General features: G+C 72.2%; 24 protein-coding genes and 1 pseudogene. 11 read left to right on the top strand and 14 right to left on the bottom strand.

What is annotated here, in order from left to right:
* Positions 1–124 precede the first annotated feature (124 nt).
* The 7 genes from ACFV6I_RS05835 to ACFV6I_RS05805 all read right to left on the bottom strand — a co-directional run bounded on the left by ACFV6I_RS05835 (position 125) and on the right by ACFV6I_RS05805 (position 9,196).
* The gene (locus tag ACFV6I_RS05835) at positions 125–904 is read right to left on the bottom strand and encodes an IclR family transcriptional regulator (RefSeq protein ID WP_063350013.1); all 780 of its coding nucleotides are present in this window, start codon (positions 902–904) and stop codon (positions 125–127) included.
* A 326-nt stretch (positions 905–1,230) separates the two neighbouring features.
* The gene (locus tag ACFV6I_RS05830) at positions 1,231–2,691 is read right to left on the bottom strand and encodes a catalase (protein ID WP_063350012.1); all 1,461 of its coding nucleotides are present in this window, start codon (positions 2,689–2,691) and stop codon (positions 1,231–1,233) included.
* A 122-nt stretch (positions 2,692–2,813) separates the two neighbouring features.
* Complete coding sequence (alc, locus tag ACFV6I_RS05825) at positions 2,814–4,073, bottom strand: allantoicase (RefSeq protein WP_380423669.1); 1,260 nt, start codon at positions 4,071–4,073, stop codon at positions 2,814–2,816.
* Between the two features lie 9 nt (positions 4,074–4,082).
* Positions 4,083–5,486: an allantoinase AllB gene (gene allB, locus ACFV6I_RS05820; RefSeq protein ID WP_380423668.1), complete on the bottom strand. Its 1,404-nt coding sequence runs from the start codon at positions 5,484–5,486 to the stop codon at positions 4,083–4,085.
* A 250-nt stretch (positions 5,487–5,736) separates the two neighbouring features.
* Positions 5,737–6,879 (bottom strand): glycerate kinase, encoded by a 1,143-nt coding sequence (locus tag ACFV6I_RS05815; RefSeq protein ID WP_380423667.1) that lies wholly within the window; start codon positions 6,877–6,879, stop codon positions 5,737–5,739.
* Positions 6,880–7,333: 454 nt separating this feature from the next.
* A complete protein-coding gene (locus ACFV6I_RS05810; RefSeq protein WP_063350009.1) occupies positions 7,334–8,221 on the bottom strand; it encodes a 2-hydroxy-3-oxopropionate reductase in 888 nt (295 codons plus the stop codon).
* 138 nt (positions 8,222–8,359) lie between these two features.
* Positions 8,360–9,196: a TIM barrel protein gene (locus ACFV6I_RS05805; RefSeq protein WP_380423666.1), complete on the bottom strand. Its 837-nt coding sequence runs from the start codon at positions 9,194–9,196 to the stop codon at positions 8,360–8,362.
* Positions 9,197–9,430: 234 nt separating this feature from the next.
* On the opposite strand from ACFV6I_RS05805, the gene ACFV6I_RS05800 reads away from it, so the two are divergent.
* The 7 genes from ACFV6I_RS05800 (at position 9,431) to ACFV6I_RS05770 (ending at position 15,494) form a co-directional block, all read left to right on the top strand.
* Positions 9,431–9,676, top strand: coding sequence for a thiamine-binding protein (locus ACFV6I_RS05800; RefSeq protein WP_079136014.1), 246 nt, complete (start codon positions 9,431–9,433; stop codon positions 9,674–9,676).
* Positions 9,673–10,053 carry a helix-turn-helix domain-containing protein gene (locus ACFV6I_RS05795; RefSeq protein WP_063350007.1) on the top strand — a complete coding sequence of 127 codons (381 nt, stop codon included), beginning with the start codon at positions 9,673–9,675 and terminating at the stop codon, positions 10,051–10,053. Before ACFV6I_RS05800 ends, ACFV6I_RS05795 begins: the two co-directional genes overlap by 4 nt.
* A 274-nt stretch (positions 10,054–10,327) precedes the next feature.
* Positions 10,328–10,831, top strand: coding sequence for a 2-oxo-4-hydroxy-4-carboxy-5-ureidoimidazoline decarboxylase (gene uraD / locus ACFV6I_RS05790; RefSeq protein WP_380423665.1), 504 nt, complete (start codon positions 10,328–10,330; stop codon positions 10,829–10,831).
* 90 nt (positions 10,832–10,921) lie between these two features.
* Positions 10,922–11,257 (top strand): hydroxyisourate hydrolase, encoded by a 336-nt coding sequence (gene uraH, locus ACFV6I_RS05785; RefSeq protein ID WP_063350005.1) that lies wholly within the window; start codon positions 10,922–10,924, stop codon positions 11,255–11,257.
* A gap of 32 nt (positions 11,258–11,289) precedes the next feature.
* Entirely contained in the window at positions 11,290–12,210 is a 921-nt protein-coding gene (gene pucL, locus ACFV6I_RS05780; protein WP_063350004.1) for a factor-independent urate hydroxylase, read from the top strand.
* 351 nt (positions 12,211–12,561) lie between these two features.
* A complete protein-coding gene (locus ACFV6I_RS05775; protein ID WP_079136012.1) occupies positions 12,562–14,040 on the top strand; it encodes a nucleobase:cation symporter-2 family protein in 1,479 nt (492 codons plus the stop codon).
* Between the two features lie 68 nt (positions 14,041–14,108).
* Positions 14,109–15,494 carry an 8-oxoguanine deaminase gene (locus ACFV6I_RS05770; RefSeq protein ID WP_380423664.1) on the top strand — a complete coding sequence of 462 codons (1,386 nt, stop codon included), beginning with the start codon at positions 14,109–14,111 and terminating at the stop codon, positions 15,492–15,494.
* Positions 15,495–15,784: 290 nt separating this feature from the next.
* Here ACFV6I_RS05770 and ACFV6I_RS05765 read toward each other — a convergent pair whose 3' ends face one another.
* Together ACFV6I_RS05765 and aceB are read right to left on the bottom strand one after the other, a co-directional pair.
* Positions 15,785–16,171 (bottom strand): gamma-glutamylcyclotransferase, encoded by a 387-nt coding sequence (locus ACFV6I_RS05765; RefSeq protein ID WP_079136011.1) that lies wholly within the window; start codon positions 16,169–16,171, stop codon positions 15,785–15,787.
* A 153-nt stretch (positions 16,172–16,324) separates the two neighbouring features.
* On the bottom strand, positions 16,325–17,977 hold the full coding sequence (aceB, locus tag ACFV6I_RS05760; protein ID WP_380423663.1) for a malate synthase A: 1,653 nt from the start codon (positions 17,975–17,977) through the stop codon (positions 16,325–16,327).
* Between the two features lie 188 nt (positions 17,978–18,165).
* Here aceB and ACFV6I_RS05755 point away from each other — a divergent pair, with 188 nt between their 5' ends.
* Both ACFV6I_RS05755 and ACFV6I_RS05750 read left to right on the top strand, forming a co-directional pair.
* Positions 18,166–18,963: an IclR family transcriptional regulator gene (locus tag ACFV6I_RS05755; protein ID WP_079136010.1), complete on the top strand. Its 798-nt coding sequence runs from the start codon at positions 18,166–18,168 to the stop codon at positions 18,961–18,963.
* A gap of 184 nt (positions 18,964–19,147) precedes the next feature.
* Positions 19,148–19,753: a hypothetical protein gene (locus ACFV6I_RS05750; RefSeq protein WP_380423662.1), complete on the top strand. Its 606-nt coding sequence runs from the start codon at positions 19,148–19,150 to the stop codon at positions 19,751–19,753.
* Positions 19,754–19,772: 19 nt separating this feature from the next.
* On the opposite strand, the gene ACFV6I_RS05745 is transcribed toward ACFV6I_RS05750, so the two are convergent.
* On the bottom strand, positions 19,773–20,036 hold the full coding sequence (locus ACFV6I_RS05745; protein WP_380423661.1) for a hypothetical protein: 264 nt from the start codon (positions 20,034–20,036) through the stop codon (positions 19,773–19,775).
* 27 nt (positions 20,037–20,063) lie between these two features.
* Entirely contained in the window at positions 20,064–21,416 is a 1,353-nt protein-coding gene (locus ACFV6I_RS05740; RefSeq protein WP_380423660.1) for an esterase/lipase family protein, read from the bottom strand.
* A 209-nt stretch (positions 21,417–21,625) separates the two neighbouring features.
* On the opposite strand from ACFV6I_RS05740, the gene ACFV6I_RS05735 reads away from it, so the two are divergent.
* The gene (locus ACFV6I_RS05735) at positions 21,626–21,955 is read left to right on the top strand and encodes a MoaF N-terminal domain-containing protein (protein WP_063349998.1); all 330 of its coding nucleotides are present in this window, start codon (positions 21,626–21,628) and stop codon (positions 21,953–21,955) included.
* A 92-nt stretch (positions 21,956–22,047) separates the two neighbouring features.
* Here the strand turns inward: ACFV6I_RS05735 and ACFV6I_RS05730 are convergent, their stop codons facing one another.
* Together ACFV6I_RS05730 and ACFV6I_RS05725 are read right to left on the bottom strand one after the other, a co-directional pair.
* Positions 22,048–23,190, bottom strand: coding sequence for an esterase family protein (locus ACFV6I_RS05730; RefSeq protein WP_063349997.1), 1,143 nt, complete (start codon positions 23,188–23,190; stop codon positions 22,048–22,050).
* Between the two features lie 204 nt (positions 23,191–23,394).
* Positions 23,395–24,015: a TetR family transcriptional regulator gene (locus ACFV6I_RS05725; RefSeq protein WP_380423659.1), complete on the bottom strand. Its 621-nt coding sequence runs from the start codon at positions 24,013–24,015 to the stop codon at positions 23,395–23,397.
* A gap of 138 nt (positions 24,016–24,153) precedes the next feature.
* On the opposite strand from ACFV6I_RS05725, the gene ACFV6I_RS05720 reads away from it, so the two are divergent.
* On the top strand, positions 24,154–24,918 hold the full coding sequence (locus ACFV6I_RS05720; RefSeq protein WP_063349995.1) for an SDR family NAD(P)-dependent oxidoreductase: 765 nt from the start codon (positions 24,154–24,156) through the stop codon (positions 24,916–24,918).
* 360 nt (positions 24,919–25,278) lie between these two features.
* Here the strand turns inward: ACFV6I_RS05720 and ACFV6I_RS05715 are convergent.
* Positions 25,279–25,566, bottom strand: a pseudogene (locus ACFV6I_RS05715) (GNAT family N-acetyltransferase); the annotation flags it as partial.
* Positions 25,567–25,671 lie beyond the last annotated feature (105 nt).

The following is a 25,671-nucleotide window of genomic DNA, read 5'->3' as shown; positions in this document are numbered from 1 at the left end:
CGCCCGCCTTATTCTCCCCACCCCAACGCTCTTTCTTTTCTTCTCCCCCCCCCGCCCGCGAAAAACCCGCGCGCCCCCGCCGAACACCCGCCGCCGCCGGGGGGCCCACGGGAGCGACCGGCCGTCAGACCGCCATCGCCAGCATCAGCGGCGCCGCCCGGGCCGCCAGCAGTTCGGCGGCGGCCTTCAGCTTGTGCACGTTGTCCACCGGCATCGACGTGGCCAGGCAGCCGACCGTGCTGCCCGCCGTGATCGGGACGGCCGCGCACACCGTGCCGAGCGCGTACTCCTGGATGTCCAGCACCGGCACGGTGGCCGGCTGCCGCTCCAGCCGGTGCATCAGCTGGTCGGCGTCGGTGACGGTCCGGGAGGTGAGCCGGGCCACCGGGTGGCGGGAGAGGTGGTCCCAGCGGGCGTCCGCGTCGAGCTGGCCGAGCAGGCACTTGCCGATCGCGCTGGCGTGCGCGGTGGCCCGGAAGTCCACCCACTCCTGCACGGCCGGAGCGTACTCGGCCGCGGACACCGCCTCCACCGACAACTCGCCGTCGTGGTAGCGGGTGAAGTACACGGCCGCACCCAACTCGTCGCGCAGCTCGGCGAGTTTGCGGTTCAGCCGGGCCTTCACCAGCTGCTCCCGGTTGTGCTGGCCGAGCAGGGCGAAGGTGCCGCCGAGCACCCAACCGCCGTCCTGGCACTGGAGGTAGCCCTCGATCTCCAGGATCTCGGCGAGCTGCCGGACGGTCGGCAGGCCGAGCGAGGTCTCCCGCGCGAGGGCGACCAGGGTGGCACCGTCAGGGTGCCGGTCGACGGCCTCCAGCAGTCTGAGGGCGTGCTGCAGGGAGGTGAACGGGCCGGCGAGGCCCTGGTCCAGCGCGGCGTGGCGACCCGGGGCTGGTGTCGACATGTCGTCCCCTTCCGATGTCCCCCCACGGAGCGACCGCGGGCGCCCTCCAGCCTATCGACCCGGCGGGCCCGGCGACTGCCGTCCGTGAATATCCGTGAACATTCCGTGGAGCACCCACCGATCGCCTGGAGGAACGGTAGTGGAGGACAGCACGACGGACCCCTCCCCCACTGCCCCGGGGGGAGGAGCCCGTCCCGCGGCCGCCGGGTTGCGGGGCCCCGGCGGCCGGTGGGGGCGGGTCAGTCGGTCAGCGGGGCGTCACGCGAGGCGCGCCACGGCGGGGTGGCCCAGCCCTCGTTGCGCGAGGCGCGCCATAGCGAGGCGGCTCAGCCCTCGTCGCCCGCCCGCAGCTTGGCGACGGCCGCCTCCAGGCGAGCGCCGTACTCCTCGTCCGCGGCGTGGAAGTGGGCGAGGTTCTTCTCGACCACGTCGTCGCGGCTCACCTGGGCGAGGAAGCCCGCGATGTTGTCGATCAGCCGGGTCCTCTCGCCCGCGGACATCAGCCGGTACAGTTCGCCGGCCTGGAAGAAGTCGTCGTCCTTGGTGTGGGCCGGCGTGGTGTAGGTGCCCGTGTAGCCGTCCAGCCGGACCGGCGCGGCGAGCGCGGTGTCGGTCTGGGCGGGGCCGTCGTACGAGTTGGGCTCGTAGTTCTTGCCGCGGCCGGACTTGTTGACGGCGTGGAGGCCGTCGCGGCCGTAGTTGTCCGCCTCGGTGGCGCGCGGGGCGTTCACCGGCAGCTGGGTGTGGTTGACGCCGAGGCGGTAGCGCTGGGCGTCGGCGTAGGCGAACAGGCGGCCTTGGAGCATCTTGTCCGGGGAGGGGCCGATGCCGGGCACGAAGTTGTTCGGCGAGAACGCGGACTGCTCGACGTCGGCGAAGACGTTCTCCGGGTTCCTGTTGAGCACCAGGCGGCCGACCTTGACCAGCGGGTAGTCGGCGTGCGGCCACACCTTGGTGAGGTCGAACGGGTTGAAGCGGTAGTCCGCGGCCTCGGCCACCGGCATCAGCTGGACGTAGAGGGTCCAGGACGGGAACACGCCGCGCTCGATGGCCTGGTGCAGGTCGCGCTGGTGCGAGTCGGCGTCGGCACCGAGCACCTCGGCGGACTGGTCGCCGTCCAGCGAGCGGATGCCCTGGTTGGTCTTGAAGTGGTACTTGACCCAGTAGGCGTCGCCCTCGGCGCTGACCCACTGGTAGGTGTGCGAGCCGTAGCCGTTCATGTGGCGGTAGGAGGCCGGGATGCCGCGGTCGCCGAACAGCCAGGTGATCTGGTGGGTCGAGGCGGGCGAGTGGGCCCAGAAGTCCCAGACGTTGTCCGCCTCCTGCACGCCGGTGTACGGGTCGCGCTTCTGCGAGTGGATGAAGTCGGGGAACTTGAGCGGGTCCTTGATGAAGAACACCGGGGTGTTGTTGCCGACCAGGTCGTAATTGCCCTGCGCGGTGTAGAACTTCAGCGCGAAGCCGCGCGGGTCGCGCACCGCGTCGCTGGAGCCCAGGTTGCCGGCCACGGTGGAGAATCGCAGGAAGACCTCGGTGCGCTTGCCGACCTCGGCGAGGAAGTCCGCGCGGGTGTACTGCGACACCTCGTCGGTGACCTCGAAGTAGCCGTACGCACCGGAGCCGCGGGCGTGCACGACGCGCTCCGGGATGCGCTCGCGGTTGAAGCGGGCCAGCTTCTCCAGCAGCTGCTGGTCCTGGATCAGCAGCGGGCCGTACTCGCCGGCCGAGGCCGAGTTCTGGTTGTCGGCGACCGGGGCGCCGGACTCCGTGGTCAGGATCTTGGACATGGAGGGTCCTTCAGGTGTCGATAAAAGCAGTGCGTGGAGAGTGATGTGACGTGTCGTCAGTTTCTCGGCGCGCGCAGGGCTCCGCCTGATCGCCGAACGGGCGCCGGATCGCCGAACGGGCGTCAGGCGCCCAGCAGGCGCCACACCGCCGAGCGGCGGCGGGAGGAGTGCTCGCCGTCGGGTCCGTCGGCGGGCCGGAGCGCGGCGACGGCGCCGGCGGCCGCGGCCTGGTCCGCCAGCGGGCGGGCGGCGGTCAGCGCGGCGGCCTCGTCGGCGGTCAGGCCGGCCTCGGTGAGGGCCGCGGCGGCCTCGGCGGCCGGGACGGCGTTGAACCAGCGCAGCGCGAGGGCCGCGCGGCCGGCCTCGGTGAGGCGGCCGGTGAGCCGGAGGCGGGCGAGGCCGCCGTCCGGGTGGACGTTGATGCGCACGTGCGTCACCGGGCGGCCGGCGTCGAGCCGGAAGCGGTGCCGGGTGTCGGGCTGCAGGCGGGTGCGGGGCAGGATCTCGAACCATTCGCCGTCGGCCGGGTCCGCCCCGGTCGAGGCGTCGAAGCCGACGAGGTCGGCCCAGCCGGGGGCATTGGCGACGAAGTGGGTGGTGTCCACCTCGGCGGCCAGGGCCTCACCGCCCCCGGCCAGGGCGATCTGCACCCAGTCGTTGGCCTTGTCGCGCCGACGCCGGGTCTCCCAGCCCTCGCCCATGACGGAGGCGCGGCCGGGAGCGTTCAGGTTGTGCGGGGAGGAGAAGTAGCGGTCGGACGCCGCCTCGGCCACGCCGCCGTACTCCTGGGCGGCCAGGTCGAAGGTGAGGCCGTCCAGTTCGCGCGGGTCGGGCAGCACCTCGCCGTGGACGCGCAGCCGGGCGACGCCGCCGTCCGGGAAGATGTTGAGGCGGATGTGGGTGTAGCGGTTGGCGTCCTCGACGGCGAACTCGTGGGCGGTGTCGCCCTGGAGCGGGGTGCGCGGCACCAGCGTGATCCACTCGGCGTCCGCGACTTCCTCGGGCGAGGGGTGGCCAGGCACGGAGGCGGCCTCGACGGAGGCGCTCTCCGGGTAGTTGCCGGTGAAGTGGGCGGTGTCCACGACCAGGCCGCGGACCACACCGCCGGCGCCGAGCCGGACGATCGCCCAGTCGTGGTCCTGGTCGGTGGGGTGGGGCTGGTCGGCGGAGACGCCGCGGCGGCGCTTGGACTCCCAGCCGTCCATGATCTGGCCCTTGTGGCCGAAGGTGTGCGGGCGGAACTCGGCGGGCTTGGCGACCAGGAGGTTCTCGGCGTCGGCGAAGGTGTCCTCGTTGGTGGCGACGACGCCCGCGCCGAGCAGCCGCGAGGCCAGGTTGACCAGCTCGGTGAAGGGAGCGCTCGGGGTGTCGGCAGTGGTCACGAAGTCTCCTCAGGACGGGCGATCGGACGGGGTGGTGGGGGCGGCGGCGGGCCGGGTGAGCGGGCGGCCGAAGGGCTCGGCCGAGACGTCCACCGCGCGGCCGCGCAGCCAGGTGGTGCGGACCGCGCCGGTCAGCGTCCGGCCCGCGTACGGGGTCACGGGGTTGCGGTGGTGCAACTCGCGGGGGTGGACGGCGAATTCGCCGTCGGGGTCGAAGGCGACCAGGTCGGCGTCGCAGCCCGCCGCGATGGCGCCCTTGAGCCCGGTGAGGCCGGCGAGTTCGGCCGGTCCGGCGGACATCCAGCGGACCACGTCGGCGAGGCCGTGGCCGCGGCGGCGGGCCTCGGTCCAGATCGCCGGCAGGCCCAGTTGCAGGGAGGCGATGCCGCCCCAGGCGGCCGCGAAGTCACCGCTGCCGCCGTACTCGGGCAGCAGCTTGAGGTCGGGGGTGGAGGGCGAGTGGTCGGAGACGACGGCGATGAACTCGCCGTCCGCCAGGGCCTGCCAGAGCAGGTCGCGGTTGGTCTCGTCGCGGATCGGCGGGCAGCACTTGAAGGCGGTGTCGCCGTCCGGCACCTGCTCGGCCGCCAGGGTCAGGTAGTGCGGGCAGGTCTCGGCGGTGACCTGGACGCCGTCCTCGCGGGCCTGGCGCAGCAGCGGCAGCACGGCGGCGGAGGAGACGTGCAGGATGTGGACGCGGGCGCCGGTGCGCCGGGCGGTGTCGAGCAGGACGGCGACGGCGGCGGTCTCCGCGTCGGCGGGGCGGGAGGCGAGGAAGTCGCGGTAGTGGACGCCGGGTTGCTGCGGGGCGGCGGCCAGCACGGCCGGGTCCTCGGCGTGGATGATCGCCAGCGCCCCGAGCCGGGCCTGCTCGGCCAGCGCGGCCTCCAGGTCCGCGGCCTCGACGTGCGGGAACTCGTCGACGCCGGAGGGGGCGAGGAAGCTCTTGAAGCCGAACACGCCGGCCTCGTGCAGCGGCGCGAGGTCCGGGACGTTGCCGGGGACGGCGCCGCCCCAGAAACCGAGGTCGACCCAGGCCTGGCCGTCCGCGGCCTTCCGCTTGGCGGCCAGGCCGTCCAGCGTGGTGGTGGGCGGGACGGAGTTGAGCGGCATGTCGATGATCGTGGTGACGCCGCCGGCCGCGGCGGCCCGGGTGGCGGTGGCGAAGCCCTCCCACTCGGTGCGGCCGGGTTCGTTGACGTGCACGTGGGTGTCGACCAGGCCGGGCAGCAGGGCGGTGTCGCCGAGGTCGGCGAGGCCGCCGTCGCCGTCGGGTCGGTCGCCCGCGAGGAGCGAGCCGTACGCGGCGACCTGCTCGATCTTCCCGTCCCGGATCAGCACGTCGGCGGGGCGCTCACCGTCGGGCAGGACCACCCGTCGGGAGCGGATCACCGCTGGCTGGCTGAAAGGCATGGGAGACCTCCGAAACCTGGAAGTTGGGGGTGAGCGCCGGGCAGGAACCGGGCGCGAACCGGGCGGGAGCCGGAAGGGGAACCGGGCGGGGAAGCGAAGGATTGCCGGGAGCCTAGGCCCGCCTTCAACAAAACGTCAATGGAGGAACGTACGAGGGAAACGTACGGGGGATCCGCACGCCGCATCGGCATGCGGGACCCGCCCGACCGATCGGCATGCGGGACCGGGTACGGCGGATCGGCCCGAGGGATCAGCCGGACAACAGCTCGCCCGCCAGCCGCTCCCCCGCGACCTCGGCCAGCTCGCCGGCCTTGGTCATGCTGTCCCCCGGCTGCTCGGCGAGGTCGGTGAGGGCGATCGCGGCGGTGAACCCGGCCGCCCGCCACTCGGGCTCGGACAGCTCCAGCCGCCCCGCCACGGCAGCTACCCGAACCCCCGCCCGGGCGGCCGCCGCGGCAACGCCGGCGGGGGCCTTGCCGTGGAGCGTCTGCGCGTCCAGACAGCCCTCGCCGGTCACGACGAGGCGTGCCCCACGCACGGCCTCGTCGAAACCCAGCAGTTCGAGCAGCAGCTCGATACCGGGTCGCATGGTGGCGCCGAGCAGCGCGAGGGCGGCGAAGCCCACCCCGCCGGCGGCCCCGGCGCCGGGGGCGTCGCGCACGTCCCGTCCGGTGGCCAGGGCGACCTGGTCGGCGAAGCGGGTCAGGCCCTCCTCCAGGATCACCAGGTCGTCGCCGTCGGCGCCCTTCTGCGGGCCGTAGACGGCGGTGGCGCCGCGCGGGCCGAGCAGCGGGTTGTCCACGTCGCAGGCCACGACGATCTCGACGCCGGCCAGCACGTCGGCCAGCGGGCCGGGCTCGATCCGGTCGAGCCTGCGCAACGCGGCTCCGCCGGGGGGCAGTTCGGCGCCCTCGGCGTCGAGCAGGCGGACCCCGAGGGCCTGGACCATGCCCGCGCCGCCGTCGGTGCAGGCGCTGCCGCCGAGGCCGAGCACGATCCGCTTGGCGCCGAGCGCCACGGCCCGGCCGATCAGCTGGCCGACGCCGTAGGAACCGGCCGCGAGCGGGGCGGTGCGGCCGCCGGGGAGCCGGGCGAGACCGGAGGACTGCGCCAGCTCGACCACGGCGGTGTCCTCCCGCACGGCCAGCGCGGCGTCCACCGGCAGGCCGGTCGGGCCGGCCACCTTGGCCGGGACGCGGGTGAAGCCGGCCGCGAGCGCGGCGGCCAGGGTGCCCTCGCCGCCGTCGGCGACGGGCAGTTCGCGCACCTCGACGCCGGGCGCGGCGCGCCGGACGCCGGCGGCGATCCGGGCGGCGACCTCGGCGCCCTCCAGGGTGCCCTTGAACTTGTCGGGAGCTACGACCACATGGCCCTGGTGGGGGGTGACGGGCATGGTGCGGTCCTCACTTCCGTACGGGGTCTGGCGATGTTTCGACAGCCTGTGCCAAGCATGGGCCCGGGTGCACCTGGGGTGCGACCCCCCGTCAGGAGAAACGTCCCCGCTCGGGAGACTCGGGAGATACGCCCCCGGTCAGGAGATACGCCTCCCGCCGGGAGGGTGCGACTCCCGTCGGGAGGTGCGACCCCCTCCCCGCCGTTCCCCTCGTCCCGCTTCCGACGTACGAGAGGCTCCCCTCAACGGGGAGGGGGCCAGGCGAGGCGTACCGGCACGACCGAAGTGCCCCCGACAGGGGAGGTACGCATCACCGGCTGGATCGACCGGCGGGCGGGCGGATGAGCCCCGGTCCCGGCCGCCGGTCGGGTCTGGCCTCCTGGTGGCGCGGGCACGACCGGATGAGGTACACGCCACCAGGAGGAGTTCACGAAGGCCCGAGGAGCCCCGGGGCCTACTTGACCTCGCGGCCCGAGAGGCGCTCGACGCCGCGCAGCAGCGCCGAGTGGTCGAGCGAGCCGTCGCCGTTGGCGCGGGCGGAGGCGACCAACTGGGCCACCACGGCGCCGACCGGCAGCGCGGCGCCCACGGCGCGGGCGGCGTCGGTGACGATGCCCATGTCCTTGTGGTGCAGGTCGATCCGGAAGCCGGGGGCGAACTCGCGGCCGACCATGTTCGCCTTCTTGCGGTTCAGCACGGTCGAACCGGCCAGGCCGCCACCGAGCACGTCCAGCGCGGCGGGCAGGTCGACGCCGGCGTTCTCCAGGAACACCACGGCCTCGGCGAGCACCTGGATGTTGACGGCGACGATCAGCTGGTTGGCGGCCTTGACGGTCTGGCCGGCGCCGGACGGGCCGACGTGGATGACCGTGGTGCCCAGGACGTCGAACAGCGGCTTGGCCTCGGCGAAGTCCTCGGCGGCACCGCCGACCATGATCGACAGCACCGCCTCGACGGCACCGGCCTCGCCACCGGAGACCGGGGCGTCCAGGGTGCGCACGCCCTTCTCCTTGGCGGCCGCCTCGACCTTCTGAGAGGTCTGCGGGGTGATCGAGGACATGTCGATCACGAGGGTGCCGGGCCTGACGTTCTCCAGCACGCCGCCCTCGCCCAGGACGGCCTGCTCGACGTGCGGGTCCGCCGGAACCATGGTGATGACGACCTCGGCGTCCTTCACCGCGTCCGCGATGCTGGTGGCGCCGTGGCCGCCGGCCGCGACCAGGGCGTCGATCTGCGGCTGGGTGAGGTTGTAGCCGGTGACGTGGTGGCCGGCCTTGACCAGGTTGGCGGCCATCGGGCTGCCCATGATGCCGAGGCCGATGAAGGCGATCTTGCGGCTCATCGCGTCGTTCCTTACGTCGTTCGTGGGGTGGGGGGATGGTGGGCCGGGCTTGCTCGGCGGCGTGCGGCCCGCCTACGCAGCGGTGCCGTGCCCGCTCACGCGGCGGCGGTGCCCGCCTACTCGGCGCCTACTCGGCGGCTACTCGGCGGCGCGGTGCTCGCGCGGCAGCCACCCGAAGCTGTCGGCGCTGACGCCGGTGGAGGGCCGGTACTCCAGGCCGATCGGGCCGGTGTAGCCGGCGGCGGTGAGCCGGGCGAAGAGGTCCTCGAAGTCCAGCCCGCCGGTGCCGGGCTCGTTGCGGCCCGGGTTGTCGGCGATCTGCACGTGGCCGAACCGGTCGGCGTAGGCGTCGATGACGGCCGGCAGGTCCTCGCCGTTCCTGGCCAGGTGGTACAGGTCGCAGAGGAACTTCGCGTTGCCCAGGCCGGTGGCGGCGTTGACCTTGTCGACCACCTCGACCGCGGCGGCCGCGGAGACCAGCGGGTAGTCCGGGGACTCCGCCGTGTTGAGGGCCTCGATCAGCAGGATCGCACCGATCTCGTACGCGGCCCCGGCGGCGAGCACCAGGTTCTCCAGCGCGAGGGCGTCCTGCTCGGCGGCCTCGACGCCTTCGATCCGGTTGCCGTACAGCGCGTTGAGCGCCTTGGCGCCGAGCGAGGCGGCGAGCCCCGCGGCGACCGGGACGTTGGCCCGGAAGCGGTCCTTCTCGGAGGGCACCGAGACGGTGCCGCGGGCCCCGAGGGTGAGGTCGTCCAGGAAGTTGAGGCCGGTGAGCCGCACGCCCGCGTCGCCGAAGGCCTTGCGGAGGGTGTCCAGCTCGGCTTCGGACGGGGTGGGCTCGGCGCCGAAGGGCCACCACAGCTCGGCGGCGGTGAAACCGGCGGCGGCGGCCGCGGCGGGACGCTCCAGCAGCGGCAGTTCGCCGAACAGGATCGACAGGTTGACCGTGAAGCTGTGCCGGGAAGCGGCCGTCACGTCACTCACCTCTCACTCTCTTCCGAGATCCGCAACTTCCACGATCCGGAAGAGGGATTCTGCTTGGTGGAAGCATCTCCGGCTCGGCGAGCAGGTGTCAAGACCGTCGCAACATTTTGTTGAAGAAGCCTGGACGCGAACCCGGAAACCCCCTCCCGCCGGCACCGCGGCCGTCGGATCGACCGGCCCCTGCCCGCCCGCACCGGCGCTCGCTACAGTGAGCACGTGCGATTGATGGTGGAGTTCACGACAGAACCGTTCGAACTGGACACGTTCCCCGAGCACGCCGCGGCGGCCCGCCAGGTCGTCGACGAGGCTGGCCTGGCCGTCTCGGTCGGCCCCTTCGGGACCGGCGCCGAGGGCGAGGCCGACCAGGTGCTCGCCGCGGTGACCAAGCTGCTCCGGGAAACCCTGACCGCGGGCGCGACCCGGATCTCGGTCCAGGTCAGCGTGCTCGGCGAGGAGGGCGGTACGCCGTGACCGAGCACGTGGAACACCCGCTCGCCCTGGCGATCAAGCCGCTGCTGGACGCCGTCGGCGCGACGCCCGTCCGACTGGACGAGGCGAAGTCCGAGGACGTCGTCCTGGAGTGGGAGGGCGCCCCGGCGCTCGCCGTCCGGCTGCCGCACCTGAGCAGTGCCCTGGACCGGCTGCTGGCCGAGATGGCCCGCCAGTTCGACGGCCGCCCGCTGGCCGAGCTGGATCGCGGGGAGAAGCAGCGGGTCGTCGCCCTCCTGGAGGAGCGCGGCGCCTTCACCGTCCGCCACGGGGTCGAGACGGTCGCCTCGGCACTCGGCGTCAGCCGGTTCACGGTGTACAACTACCTCAACCGCCAGGACGGCTCAAAGCCCTCCTGACCCCGGTCGATCCCCCGGTCGGTTCCCCGGTCGATCCCCCGGTCGATTCCTCCAGGGCTTCCCCCTGGCGGAAACCTTCCGGACGGGCGGACCCCGCCGGCGCGGCCAGCCCGAACCAGCCCCCGGAGGGGCGCACTTGGCGAATCGCACACGAATCGCGCCGGCAACGGCGGCCGGTTCAAAACGTAACCACCAACCGTTCAACAAAGTGTTGACGGCCGGGTGGGGTGGATCTAGCTTGTGCGGGTGGCACCACTCTTCAGGAGGTCCACCCGTGACCAACCACCCCCACACCCTTGACGCCTTGGCCGCGGCCGACGCCGCGGACCTGGAAGCCGTTCTGCTGGAGGTCTGCTCCAGCCCCCACTGGGCCGCCGACGTCGCGCGGGCCAGGCCCTGGCCCGACCGGGAGTCCCTGCTCACCGCCAACGCGGCGGCCATGGCCGGACTGACGGTCGCCGACCTGCACGACGCGATGGCCGGCCACGCCCGGATCGGCAAGCCCAAGACCGGCGACGCCAGCTCGCAGCGGGAGCAGGCCGGCATCCAGGGCGCGGACCGAGCCCTCCTCGACGAACTGCACGAGGCCAACGCCGCCTACGAGGCCAAGTTCGGCCACGTGTTCCTGATCTGCGCGACCGGCCGCACCGCGGCCACCATGCTCGCCGCCCTGCGCGAGCGCCACCCCAACGACGCCGCCACCGAGGCGGAGATCGTCCGGGGCGAACTGCGCAAGATCAACGACATTCGGCTCAATCGCCTGCTCGACGCATCCTGACGGGCCCTGGCGAACCCTGACAGATCCTGACGGATCGTTAGAATCTGCTGACGAATGATCACCTCTGCCATCAGTAAGGTCACTTCACCCATGACTGGCATCTCCACCCACGTGCTCGACACCAGCCTCGGCCGCCCGGCCGAGGGCGTCCCGGTCGAGCTCGCACTGCACACCGAGGGTGGCTGGCAGGTGCTCGGCACCTCCGCCACGGACTCCGACGGCCGGGCCAAGGACCTGCCGGCCGTGGAGGCGGGCTCGGTCGTCCGGCTGCTCTTCGACACCCGCGCCTACCACGCGCTCAAGTCCGCGGAGCCGCCGTTCTTCCCCGAGGTCTCGATCGTCTTCACGGTCGCGCCCGCGCAGCACCACTACCACGTGCCGCTGCTGCTCAACCCGTTCGGATACTCGGTCTACCGCGGAAGCTAGTAGACCGACCTGGAAGCCCTAGGAGCCACGTCATGGCCCACGTGCTCGGTCAGAACCAGTACGGCAAGGCGGAGAACCGCATCGTGCGGGTCTACCGCGACTCCACCCGGCACGAGATCAAGGACCTGAACGTCTCGGTCTCCCTCCGGGGCGAGTTCGAGGACGTCCACCTCACCGGGTCGAACGCCAACTGCCTCCCCACCGACACCACCAAGAACACCGTGTACGCCTTCGCCAAGGAGCACGGGATCGAGTCGGCCGAGGCCTTCGGCATCATCCTGGCCCGCCACTTCGTCGACGACACCGAGCGCGGCGTCGTGCACAGCGCCCGGATCCGGATCGAGGAGTACGCCTGGGACCGGATCAAGACGCCGGACAACTCGGCCCGCTTCATCGGCTCGGAGGAGGTCGGCCACTCCTTCGTCCGCAACGGCCAGGAGACCCGCACCACCGAGATCGTCTACGACGGCGAGACCGTCCAGGTCGTCTCCGGCCTCAAGGACCTCATCGTCATGAACTCCACCAACTCGGAGTTCTGGGGCTACATCAAGGACAAGTACACCACCCTGCAAGAGGCGTACGACCGCATCCTCGCCACCCAGGTCACTGCTCGCTGGAAGTACGGCTACGACGGCCGGGACGACCAGGCCCAGCCCAACTGGAACCGCTCCTACACCCACGTGCGGCGGCACCTGCTGGAGGCCTTCGCCGAGACCTACTCCTACTCGCTGCAGCAGACCCTGCACTCGATGGGCACCCGGGTCCTCAACAACCGCGCCGAGGTCGACGAAGTCCGCCTGGAGCTGCCCAACAAGCACCACTTCCTCGTCGACCTGGAGCCCTTCGGCCTCAAGAACGACAACGAGGTCTACTACGCCGCCGACCGGATGTACGGCCTCATCGAGGGCACCGTGCACCGCGAGGGCGTCGTCCCGGTCATCCCCGTCGCCTGACCGCCCCACCCCACCCCCATGGACACCGCCCGGAATCGCCGCACCCGCCGGCCCCCGAACGCCGGCCGCGTCCGGGCGGGCCGCAGTACCCGCACCACCAGCCCCACCAGCCCCACCAGCCCCACCAGCCCCACCAGCCCCACCAGCCCCACCAGCATGATCTGCCCCACCAGCGCCACCCGTTCCACCAGTTTCTCCACCCCCACCCACCGGAGTTCGTGTCTGCCTCGCGGCGGCCGGCCCGGGGCACTGGAGAAGCGCCCCGAGGGACTCCTGCACCGCCGTCCCGCCCTCGGGGCAGCTCCAGCGCCGCGGGCGCGCCGGGAGTCACGGGCACAAGAGGGGCTCGACATGGCACCCAGCGACACCAGCAGTAAAGACGGCGGTTCCACCCCGGAAAGAACCCCTGGCCCGGACGGCACGTCGGCACACCTCCCCGGTGAGCCGTCCGGGCCCGGAACCCACCCCGTGGACGAGTTGCTGCCCCCGGTGAAGCTCTTCTCCACCGGACTCCAGCACGTCGCCGCGATGTACGCGGGAGTCGTCGCACCCCCGCTCATCGTCGGCGCCGGCGTCGGGCTCTCCCCCGCCGAACTCGCCCTGCTCATATCGGCCAGCCTGTTCACCGCCGGACTGGCCACCCTGCTCCAGACCCTCGGCATCTGGAAGATCGGCGCGCGACTGCCGTTCGTCAACGGCGTCTCCTTCGCGGGAGTCGCGCCCATGATCGCCATAGCCAAGGGCTCCATCGAAAGAACGGGGGGCCCGAAGGACGCCCTCCCGGTGATCTTCGGAGCGGTGATCGTCGCGGGGATCCTGTGCTTCCTCGCGGCACCGTACTTCTGCAAGCTCATCCGGTTCTTCCCCCCGGTCGTCCAGGGCACCGTGATCACCCTCATCGGGGTGTCCCTGCTTCCGGTGGCGGTCAACTGGGCGCGCGGCGGCTCGCCGGGCGCCCCCGGATACGGCTCCATGCGGGCCGTCGGGCTCGCCGCGATCACCCTCGTCGCGGTGGTGCTCTGCAACCGGCTGCTGCGCGGCTTCTGGCAGCAGCTCTCGTTGCTCATCGGCCTGGCGCTCGGCACCCTGATCGCCTTCCCGCTGGGCCTGGCCGACTTCGGCGCGGTCAAGGACGCGAAGGTCTTCGCGCTCCCCTCCCCGTTCCACTTCGGCGCGCCCGTCTTCGACGCCGCCGCGATCGTCTCGATGTGCATCGTCATGGTGGTCGCCATGACCGAGTCCACCGCCGACATGCTCGCCCTGGGCAAGATCGTCGAGCGCGAGGCCGACGAACCCACGCTCGCCGCCGGCCTGCGGGCCGACGGACTGGCCACCGCGCTCAGCCCCGTCTTCAACGGCTTCGCCGCCAGTGCCTTCGCCCAGAACATCGGGCTGGTGGCGCTGACCAAGATCCGCAGCCGCTTCGTGGTCGCGGCCGGCGGCGGCATCCTGATCCTGCTCGGGCTCTTCCCCGTGCTCGGATCGCTCGTCTCCCTGGTACCGCAGCCCGTCCTGGGCGGCGCCGGGATCGTGCTCTTCGGCACCGTCGCGGCGAGTGGCATCCGCACCCTCGCGGAGGCTGGGATGGAATCCAGCTCGAACACCATCCTGGTGTCCGTGTCACTCGGCGTCGGCATCATCCCCATCGCGGTGCCGACCTTCTACGACTCCTTCCCGGAGGCCGTCCGGACCCTGATGCACTCCGGGATCTCGGCCGGCTGCGTGATGGCCGTCCTGCTCAACCTGCTCTTCCACCACGTCGGAGCCGCCCGCCGGACCAGAACCGGCCAGGCCTCCGGCGCGACGGTGCCGACGGCGACACCGTCCTGACCGACCCGGGAGGGGTGCACGCCGCGCGGCGCACGCCCCTCCCGGCCCTCCCCCATAGGAGTCACACCATGGCAGTCCAGCCCCCACCCGCCGACCAGCGGATCGTCATCGAGAACGTCGCGATCGCCACCGTCGACGCCCACGACACCGAGTACGCCTGCGGCCACGTGGTCATCCTCGGCAACACGATCGAGTCGGTCGGCGACGGACCCGCCCCGCAATGGCTGGACAACGTGGTGCGCCGGATCAACGGCGAGGGCCACCTGATCACCCCCGGCCTGGTCAACACCCACCACCACTTCTACCAGTGGATCACCCGCGGCCTCGCCCAGGACGACATCCTCTTCGACTGGCTCGTCGCCCTCTACCCGACCTGGGCCCGGATCGACGAGAAACTCGTCCACGCCGCCAGCCAGGGCTCCGCCGCCGCCCTCCTCAAGTCCGGCTGCACCACCGCCTCCGACCACCACTACGTCTTCCCCAAGGACGGCGGCGACGTCCTCGGCGCCTCCATCGAGGCCGTCCAGGAGCTCGGCCTGCGGTTCACCGCGCTGCGCGGCTCCATGGACCGCAGCAAGAAGGACGGCGGCCTCCCGCCGGACCACGCGGTCGAGGAGCTCGACGACATCCTCACCGCCTCCGAGGCCGCCGTGGACACCTACCACGACTCCTCCTTCGGCTCGATGCTGCACATCGCCATCGCGCCCTGCTCGCCGTTCTCGGTCTCCACCGACCTGCTCCGCCGGTCCGCCGAACTCGCCCGCCGCAAGGGCGTCCGGCTGCACACCCACGGCTCGGAGACCGCCGAGGAGGAGCAGTTCTGCAAGGAACTGTTCGGCATGGGCCCGACCGACTACTTCGAGTCCGTCGGCTGGCTCGGCGAGGACGTCTGGATGGCGCACTGCGTCCACATGAACGACTCCGACATCGCCAAGTTCGCCGAGACCGGCACCGGCGTGGCCCACTGCCCCTCCTCCAACGCCCGGCTGGCCGCCGGGATCGCCCGCGTCCCCGACATGCTCAGGGCCGGAGTCCCGGTCGGCCTCGGTGTCGACGGCACCGCCTCCAACGAGTCCGGCGAACTCGGCACCGAGCTGCGCAACGCCCTGCTGATCAACCGTCTGCACGGCTCCCCGGCCGCCCTCACCGGCCGCCAGGCGCTGCGGCTGGGCACCATGGGCGGCGCCCGGGTGCTCGGCCGCCAGGACGAGATCGGCTCGATCGAGGTCGGCAAGCTCGCCGACCTGGCGCTGTGGAAGATCGACGGCGTCCTGCACTCCTCCATCGCCGACCCGGTCGCCGCCCTCACCTTCGGCGCCCTGCCGCCGCTGGCCGTGCTGTTCGTCAACGGCAACGCCGTCGTCGAGAAGGGCCAGCTGACCACCGTCAACGAGGACCGGATCGCCCGCGCCTGCGCCCGTGCCGCCAAGGAGCTCGCCGCCCGGCCGCTCTGACGCCCCGCTGCTGCTCCTCCACCCCTGAACTCCGGGCCGCCCAGGGACGGTGCGTGACCCGGACTCCGCAACCCGGCCTTCCCGGCCGGCGCGCGGACCGCAGCCCCGGACCCACGGCGAGGGTCCGGGGCTGCGGCGTGCCCGGGGGTGGGTGACGAGTGACGGATAACAGCGAACAGATAACAGATGACGAAAGTTGTCATCTGTTATCTGTTCGCTGAAATCTGTTCGCCGTGATCCGTTCGCCGTGATTCGCTTGCTGTGATCCGTCCGCTGCTACGCGCCCGGTCTCAGGCGGTGCGCCCGAGCGAGCCGAGGTAGGCGCGCCAGCCGCCGTGGTGGGTGATCTCGCGGTGCACCCCCCGCTCCACCTCACCCCGGGCGAGCAGCATCGACAGGCAGGCGGAGCCGTCGTCGAGCTCGATGACGCCGAGCTCCAACTCCCGCGGCTCGCCGGGGAGGATGACGTCACGCAGGTGCTCCAGGGTGATCTCGTAGAGCTCGCCCTCGATGGCCGTGTCGACCGCCGGATCGGCGAGCAGGCCCGGGCAGACGTCGTCGATCGAGAAGAAGCGGTAACCGGGGGCCGTCCGGGCCGGGCCGATCAGCGAGTCGGCGACCTTGGCGTGGAACGGTCCGCCGACCATGGCCTGGCCGTTGAAGAAGATGCGGGGCACGGTTGAACTCCTTACCGGGTACCGGGAAAAGGCCGTTCCGCACGGCGACGAGAGGACAGGTGGAATCGTCGCCGTACGGAACGGAGCAATGGGCTGGCGGGACTGCTACAGCCTGGCAGGCGGCAGCGGCGGCGCCGGCGGATAGATTGGGGCTCAGCCCAGCAGGGGAAGCGCGGGGAGGGTCAGGAAGTCCGCGAACTCCTCAGCCAGGGCGACCTGTTCGAAGAGCTGGGCGGCCTCGCGCCAGCGGCCGCCGGCGTAGGCGTCCGCACCCAGCTCGGCCAGGAGTTCGGCCAACTCCGCGGCGACCAGGGCGCGGACGAGGTCCGCGGTGGCCTTCTCGCCGGTGTCGGACAGGACGACGCCGTTGTGGATCCACTGCCAGATCTGCGAGCGGGAGATCTCGGCGGTGGCGGCGTCCTCCATCATGTTGAAGATGCCGACCGCGCCGAGGCCGCGCAGCCAGGCCTCGATGTAGCGGATGCCGACCTGGACGGCGTTGTGCAGCCCCGCGCGGGTGCAGGTGCCGCCGGCGCCGGCGATGTCGAGCAGCTGGGTCGCGGTGACCGGCTCGGAGGGCCCGGGGTCGTCCTTCTGGTGGGGGCGCTCGCCGAGCACCGCGTCGAAGGAGGCACGGGCGACCGGCACCAGGTCCGGGTGGGCGACCCAGGAGCCGTCGAAGCCGTTGCCGGCCTCGCGGTCCTTGTCCGCCTTGACCTTCTCCAGGGCGGCGGCGTTGACCTCCGGGTCCCTGCGGCTGGGGATGAACGCGGCCATGCCGCCGATCGCGTGGGCACCGCGCTTGTGGCAGGTCTGCACCAGCAGGCGGGTGTAGGCGGCCATGAACGGCGAGGCCATGGTGACGCTGTTGCGGTCCGGCAGGATGTACTGCTCGCCGGCGTCGCGGAAGTTCTTGACGATCGAGAACAGGTAGTCCCAGCGCCCGGCGTTGAGGCCGGCCGCGTGGTCGCGCAGCTCGTAGAGGATCTCGTCCATCTCGAACGCGGCGGTGATGGTCTCGATCAGCACGGTGGCGCGGACGGTGCCGTGCGGGATGCCGAGCGCGGCCTGGGCGTGGGTGAACACGTCGTTCCAGAGCCGGGCTTCGAGGTGGCTCTCGGTCTTCGGCAGGTAGAAGTACGGGCCGGAGTTGGGGTCCTCGGCGCCCTTGGCGAGCAGCCGGGCGGCGTTGTGGAAGAAGTACAGGCCGAAGTCGAGGAAGGCTCCGGCGACCGGGGTGCCGTCGACGAGCAGGTGGTTCTCGTCCAGGTGCCAGCCGCGCGGGCGGACCACGACGGTGGCGAGTTCGGCGGCGGGCTTGAGGGCGTACGCCTTTCCGGCGGGGGTGGTGAAGTCGATCCGGCCCTCGAAGGCGTCGATCAGGTTGATCTGGCCGCTGACCACGTTCTCCCAGGTCGGGGAGGTGGCGTCCTCGAAGTCGGCGAGCCAGATCCGCGCACCGGAGTTGAGGGCGTTGATGACCATCTTGCGGTCGGTGGGGCCGGTGATCTCGACCCGGCGGTCCTGGAGGGCGCGGGGCGCCTCGGCGACCTTCCAGTCGCCGGCCCGGACGTCGGCGGTGTCGGGGAGGAAGTCCAGCGTGCCAGCCCTGGCGATCTCCGCCCGGCGGGCCTTCCGCCCGGCCAGGAGCTCCTGTCGGCGCCCTTCGAAAGCGCGATGGAGGCCGACGACGAAGGCGACCGCCTCCGGAGTGAGCACCTCCTCCGCCCGGTGAACGCGCGGACCGGCGACAGTGACGACCGGAGCAGCGGGGGAGGCGCCGACGGGTCCCTGTTCTGTAGCCATGGGCAGGACACTCCTAAGCGGTTGAGCCTGGCGGAGGGAGCTCCGGTGGGAACTTCCTTGATCGGAACCCGCCTGTCGGCGAGTTCGATTCTGTAAGGTGGAGACTAGTTTCCGCGATACAGAATTTCAACGGTTTGTTGATGTGATCGCCGGGACTCTACTCCTCCCCGACAGCGAAGGGAACGCCGGTGGTTTCGACCCCCGACACAGCACCGACGACCAGCACGGACCGCGCGACCGGCGGTGTGCAGTCCGTCGAGCGCGCCTTCCAACTCCTGGAGGCGCTGGCCGACTCCGGCGGCGTGGCCACCCTCAGCGAGCTCTCCGCCAGCTCCGGCCTGCCGATGCCGACCATCCACCGCCTGGTTCGTACCCTCGTCCAGCAGGGCTATGTACGCCAGGACACCGCGCGTCGCTACACCCTCGGCCCGCGGCTGATCCGCCTCGGCGAGACGGCCGGCCGGCTGCTCGGCAGCTGGGCCCGCCCCTACTTGGCCGAACTCATGGAGGCCACCGGCGAGACCGCCAACCTGGCGGTGCTGGAGGGCGGCGAGGTGGTGTACGTCGGGCAGGTGCAGTCGCGGCGCTCGATGCGGATGTTCACCGAGGTCGGCCGACGGGTGCAGCCGCACTGCACGGGCGTCGGCAAAGCGCTGCTCGCCCAGCTCCCCGAGGACGAGGCGCGCGCCATCCTGGGCCCCAACCCGCTGCCCGCACACACCGAGTACACCGTCACCGATCCGCAGGAACTGCTGCACCAGCTCGCCGAGGCGCGCGAGCGCGGCTACGTGGTCGACGACCAGGAGCAGGAGATCGGCGTCCGCTGCATCGCGCTCGCCGTACCGGGCGCACCGACGCCCACCGCCCTGTCGGTGTCCGGCCCGGAGGCCCGCATCCGGGCCCTGGAGGAGCAGACCGGCGCGTCCTCGCTGGTGCCGGTGATGCACCACATCGCGACCCGGCTGGGGCAGGTCCTCGCCCCCTGACCTGTCGTCAGCACCCGTTTCACGCACGGGAAGTCGGTCCCGCCGACTTCCCGTGCGCGTGTTCCCCCGTTCGAGCGGACGCCGAGCGGGTTGCACCGGGCCCCGGCGCAGGCTCCGCCACCCTGGTGCGGACGCGGCCCGCAACGGCGCGGGCGGCCGGAGCACAGGGACAGGGTGGACGACGATGACGTACAGGCGTTCGGCAGCGCGGGGCGAGTCCAACCAGGGCGGGCGCGGGCAGGGCGGCAGGCTCTGCGGATTCCGCGCGGCCTCGCTGGTCGCGGCCGTGGCGGCCGGCTGTTCGGTGGCGACGCTGGCCGCCGGCCCGTCCTGGGCGCTGCGGCGGCCCGAGCCCCGGCCGGCGGTGGATACGGCAGCCCCCGCGGCGTCCCGCTCCGATCTGGAGGTGGTCCGGCTCGACCCGGACGCCGCCCCGCCCGGCGGCACCACCACCATCCACGCCTTCATCGCCAACCGCGGCCCGGACACCACCGCCGCACCGTTCACCGTGCTGGTGACGCTGCCACCCGGGGTCACCCCCGAGGGCCCGTACTACCCGGAGGACTGCGAGGTGCGGCTCAACGGCCGACAGGTGCGCTGTGTCTTCCCAGCCGGACTGCCCCCGCTGCGCAGCGCGACCGCACTGGTGCCGGTGAGGTTGTCCCCTGACCTGCCGATCGGCAGGCTCACCGGCGGCTCGGTCGCGGTGCGCGACGTGGACGACCCGGACGAGGGGAACAACCGGCAGCCGTTCGACATCACGGTGGTCGAGACGGCTCCCGGTTCCTGACCCGAAAGACCCGAAGGCCCTACCGGTACACGCGGACGTAGTCGGCGGCGAAGGTGATCCGGGCGGTGCCCTGCGGCGCCGGGTGGTACTTCCCCGCGCCGACCGGCAGGTTGAGGATCAGGTACGCCGACCAGTTGGCGCCGACGCCCTTGCCGTCCGAGAACACCTTGGCGCTCGCGTCGGTGTAGTACCCGGGGTTGCCGGGGCTGACGTGGTTGGTCGGCTCCAGCAGGTTCGGGTTGTCGGGGTGGTACTCGAAGGAGTCGACCTCCCCGTTGTCCACGGGTCCACGGGTCCACGGGCCCACGGGTCAAGCGAGCCAGTTGTCGACCTGGCTCTCGGCCTCCGGCGCCCAGGCGAGTTCCAGGTGGTTGAGGCCGGTGAGCAGCCGGGTGCCGCCGATCGTCGCGATGCCGGTGGTGTCCAGCGCGCTCGCGGTGAACACGATGCCGTCGCTGGGCCCCCTGTTCTCGTTGAGCACGCCCGGGATGTCGGCGGACCCGCCCGCGAGCAGGTAGGTGCGCACCGACGCCGGGACGCCCGCCTGTTGCAGCGGCGCGATCAGCGAACCGGCGTCGATCGCCGCCTGGATGCCCTGGCCGGAGGTGTAGAAGCCCTGGCCGCCGTAGTAGGTGGTCCACCAGTCCTGGGCGGTACCGTCCACCCCGTACCGGCCGTCCCAGCGGGCGAGCAGCTGGCGCTGGCCCGGGTAGCAGTCGTAGCCGCCGGTGGGCAGCACGCCGAGGCAGGGTTGCGCGGTGTACGTGCCGTAGCAGGTCATGTACAGGTGCGGGGACGGCGCGTTGGCGGTGCCGCCGCAGGCCGGCCAGCTCGCGAGGTCGAACGACCAGCCGTGCGCGTACACGTAGTCGAGCCCGCCGTTCGGGCCGCCGAGGGTGATCAGGCGGCGCACGTCGCCCGCGTAGGCCCGCCCCCAGGACGGGCGCACCGAGGACACGTACGCCCGGGCGGCGACCTCGCCCTTGCTCCACGCCACCACGTCCACCTGGGGGACGCCGAGGCGGGCCCGGATCAGCGAGACGGCGTCGCCGACAGCCTGCGCCTGGAGCAGGTTGTCGCCCTGCTTGTGGGCGAAACCGATGGCGAACACCCGGTGGCCGGTGCCGGCGAGGTACTGGGCGAGGCCGGTGGACGGGCAGGCGGAGGCACCGCAGGTGCCGCTCTCCCCCGGGTTCGCCCAGGCGCGGTCGGCGTTGTCGTTGGCGCCGTGGACCAGCAGCACGGGAGTCGGGCGGCTGCCGGTGTCCCAGCCGGTCGCCGAGTACAGCAGGAAGCGGCTGGAGGAGGGCTGGCCGGTGCCGCCGAAGTACGTCCGGCGGGCGCCGTCCTGGTCGCCACGCCCGTCGGCCGGGTACTGCTCGGCGCGGAAGCCGGGGGTGGTGTCGAGGTAGCGCTCGACCTTGGCCCAGCCGTTGCCGGGGGCGGGGAAGGCGGCTTCGAGGGTGAGCGGGGCGGTGGCCGCCTGGGCCACGGTCTGGGCAGTGGCGGTCCGGGCGGGGGCGGCCTGGGCGGCGTCGGCCTCGGCGGGGGTGGGGGTGCCGAGGAGCAGCGCGGCGAGGGTGAGCAGGAGGGCGGACAGCCCGGCAGGGGTGCGTCTGATGGCGGTGGGGGTGTGCCGCACGGGAATGGGGGTGCGTCTCATAGGGGTGGACGGTAGGACCGGCCGTCGGCGGGCGCCCAGGTGCCGGTCGCACACCCCGCAGGCCTGCGCGGTGGCGGCCGGTGCCGTGGCGCACCGCCCACGGGTGCGCCCACCCGGCTCACCGGGTCGGATAAATTGGAGCTCCGACATCTTCCGCAGTGCACAAGACCGCCGTGCACGGCCTCACAGGAACGAGGTACCGCCCCACCATGACCGCGCCCCTGCCCGCCTTCGCCGGCCGCACCTACCTCTTCCGGGCCGACAACGGAGCGGCCTTCCGCAACACCTACTCGGCCGACGGCAGGCGGCTGCGCTGGGAGGGCCTCGGCGAGTCGGCGGGCCAGTGGGAGGACGTGCGGCTGCACGTCGCCGAGGTGGCGCCGGAGATCTACTTCATCAGCTGGACCGAGGAGAGCGGGATCACCGTCAGCCACGTGATGGACCTCGGCCGGCTGACGGTGCGCGCCTTCTGGACGTACGAGGGCGAGGGCGGCCGCGTCGGCGAGCTGCACACCGGGACGCTGGAGCGGGTGGCCTGAGCCTCGCCGCTCCCGCGCCCCTCGCTGTCCGTCGGCTCGCTCAAGCCGCCTGAGCAGACGGCCTGCTCAGACGGTCCGCTCAGACGGTCTGCTCAGGCGGTCTGGTTCGGGACCTTGAGGTGCTGGGACAGCCACTCCAGCGAGGACGGCAGCAGCGCGCTCCAGGTCTCGAAGTTGTGGCCGCCGTTCTCCAGCATGCTGTAGGAGACCTTCATCGGGGACTGCGCGGCGTCGACGAAGGCCTCGGTGTCGTGCCGGTAGTCGCCGTCGCCCTTCTTGGTGCCGGCCAGCAGCACGGACACCTTGGGCTGCGGCAGGTTCTTCAACCGCCACATCAGGTTGGCCTCGTCACGACGCTGCTTGCTGCCGCCGAACAGGTCGCCCGTGGTCGGGTCGTCGGCGGCGTCGTAGTAGGCGGAGAGCGCGACGGCGGTCGGAAAGACGTCCGGGTGGCGCATGGCCAGCTTGAGGGCGCAGTAGCCGCCGGTCGAGTTACCCATGAAGGCCCAGGCCTGCGGGTCGGAGGAAACCCGGAAGCTCGCCTGGATCGCTGAGGGGACGTCCTTGGTGAAGTACGTGTCGGACTGCGCGCCGCCCGGGATGTCCTCGCACTCGGTGTCCTGCGGCAGGGCCGGCGAGGGGCGCATCAGCACCATGACGGTCGGCTGCATCTTGCCGTCCTGGAGCAACTTGAGCGCTGCGCCCGGGTAGTTGAACCGGGTGATCAGGTTCTCGGCGATCCCGGGGAAGCCGGTGCTGACGATCACCGCCGGGAACTGCCGCTGTGCGTACTCCGGTTGGAAGTACTGCGGCGGCAGGAAGACGTACCCCTCGGTGGACAGCCGGCTGGCCGCGCCGTCGATCCGCACCTTGCGGATCTCGCCGGACTGGCTGGGCTCGCGACCCATCGCGCCGCCGCCCTTGACGGAGGCGTGGCCGATCGTCTCCACGAGCAGCCGGCCGGACGCGTCCGCCTTGTTGTGGATCACCACCGGGCCGGTGTCACCGGTGCCCAGCAGGTCGCCCCAACTGCTGTAGAAGGCGAAGTAGTTGTTCGCCACCAGGCCGAGCGCGGCCAGCACCGCGAGCTGGGTGGCGAGCAGTGCGCCGATCCGACCGAGCACCGCCTGCCAGGTCTGCTTGGCGAGTCTTGGCCACAGCCAGACCGTGCCGGCCGTCATCACGACGGCGATCAATACGGCCAGCGCCAACACCTTGTGGCTCGTCAGACCCATGTCCTACTTGCTCCCACGCCTCGAACTCCCCGCCCCCTCCGTCCAGGACATCCGAGGTGGTCACCCCGGTTCCCCCGCCGGGGCGCGCGATCACCCACCCTAACGGGGCCTGGGAGGAGGAACGGGTGACAGATGACAGCCGACAGATAACAGATAACGAAATCTGTCAGCTGTTATCTGTTATCTGTTCGCGGCCTGACGGGCTCAGCCCTCCCGCCCGTAGAGCCGCAGCCCCGCCGTGAGTTCGCGCATGCAGCGCGCGCCGAGCTCCCGCGGGGAGCCCGGGCCGACCGTGGGCGCGTCCGAGGCAGCCCATTCCTCCAGCGCGACCCGGATCGCGGCCGTCGCCGCAGCGGCGGCCAGTCGGATCTCCAGCGGGTCGGCGCCACCCGGACAGCGGGCCGCGAGGACCGTCCGCAGCCGCTCCTCGGAGTCGGCGTGGACGCGCTGCCACGTGCCGTCGAGGCGCGGGTCACGCAGCAGGCTTCGAGTCCACTCCATCGCCTCGACCGCCTCGCCGTCGGGCGGGGTCAGCGAGGCGACCGCCGAGCGCTCCAGCGCCTCGCGCAGCGGCAGATCGGCCGGGGCCTCGGCGAGCTGGTCGACCCAGCGGCGCCCGCCGGCCGCCAGCAGTGGCGCGACGGCGTCCTCCTTGACGGAGAAGTACCGGTAGAAGGTGCGCAGCGAGATGCCCGCCGCGAGGGCGATCTCCTCGGCGGTGGTCGCCTCGGCCCCGCGCTCGGCGAAGAGCGCGGCGGCGGTGCGGGCGATGTCCAGCCGGGTGGCGTCGCGGCGGCGCTGGTTCAGGGTGGGGCGTCCGGTCACAGGGTCAGCGTACGCGGGGCGGTGCCACTGTGGCGTGGTGCGCCGAAGTGACACTCAGAGGACTTATTGGCACGTCATGTCATAAAGGCGTACCGTGCCTCTTGAGGTCGAGAGGCCACGAACGAACGGAGTACCACCATGGAGCGCTTCAGCGGACGGAACGTCCTGATCACCGGCGGCGGCTCTGGCATCGGCCAGGCGACCGTGCACCGGATCCTCGCCGAGGGAGGGAAGGTCGTCGCCGTCGACGTCGACGAGGACGGCCTGAAGACGACCCTGGACCGCGCGACCGTCGACGGCACCGCAGACCGCCTGGCCATCCAGGTCCTGGACATCTCGGACGAGGCGGCCGTCGTCACCGGCGTCGCGGCGGCGATCACGGACCTCGGCGGACTGGACGCCCTGGTCAACGCGGCCGGCATCCTCCGCTCCTCGCACACCCACGAGACCAGCCTGGAGTTCTGGAACAAGCTCCTCGCGGTCAACCTGACCGGCACCTTCCTGATGACCCGCGAGGCGCTCCCCGCGCTGCTCGCGGGCGGCAGGGGCGTGGTGGTCAACTTCAGCTCCACCTCGGCGAGCTTCGCCCACCCCTACATGGCCGCGTACGCCGCGACCAAGGGCGGCATCCAGTCCTTCACCCACGCCATCGCCTCCGAGTACGCGAAGCAGGGCCTGCGTGCGGTCTGCGTCGCGCCGGGCAGCATCGACAGCGGCATGACCCACAACCCGGGGCTGCCCGCCGACGCCGACTTCAGCCTGCTCGCCAAGCTCGCCCCGGCCCTCGGCCAGGGCTTCGCGGGTCCGGAGACGGTGGCCGGGGTGATCGCGATGCTGGCCTCCGACGACGGCGCGTTCGTCACCGGCACCGAGCTGCGCATCGACGGCGGCACCCACATGTGAGCCGCCGGACGGCAGCACGACGGTGGGGCCCCAGCCACTCCCCCCGGTGACACGGGCCCCGCCGTCACGTCGCGGACGGCGGGGCCGGGCGCATGACGAGCGCCGGGCTCATGAAGGCCGCTGACTCGTGACGGCCGCTGGCTCGTGAAGGCCGCTCGGGTCAGCCGAGGCCGCCGTCCTCGCGCCGTACCGGCTCACGGAGGCCGACGTGGCCGCCTGGCGCGCCGTTCGGCCCGCGGCCGGCAACGGGGAGCTGACGCGGCTGCTCGCTTTCGGTGCTTTCGCGGCCGTCGAGCGGGTGGCGGGGTGGATCGGCGGGTGACCGGCCCGTCCGGCCCGCCCGGCCGTCAGCTGCAACCGTCAGCGCAGCGGCTTCGCCATCACGAGCTCCCGGGCGACCCTGTCGGCGAGCGGCCCGCCGGGCTCGGCGAGCACGGTGAAGCCGTGCCGGCGGTAGAGCGTGATCGCGGGTTCGTTGCCGGGGAGCACCGCGAGGCGCAGCGTGCTGCCACCGGATGCGCGGGCCCAGCGCTCGACCTCCTCCAGCAGGCGGTCGGCGACGCCCCTGCCTCGCGCCATCGGTCCGACCCACACCGAGCGCAACTCCCGTACGCCGTCGGCTCCGGGGAGGCCGTCCGCCAGGCCGACGGGAGTGGCGTCCGGACCGGCCGTGCCGGCCGGGCCGGACGGGCCTTTCGTGTATTAACAAATCCGAAACCACGACAATACATTGGATCTGGGTGTGCCTGGTGG

Origin of the sequence: Kitasatospora sp. NPDC059803 (assembly GCF_042732255.1) — a bacterium.
Classification (GTDB): Bacteria; Actinomycetota; Actinomycetes; order Streptomycetales; family Streptomycetaceae; genus Kitasatospora.
The sequence above is the reverse complement of the archived record's forward strand: the minus strand, read 5'-3'. Positions and strand labels throughout refer to the sequence as shown.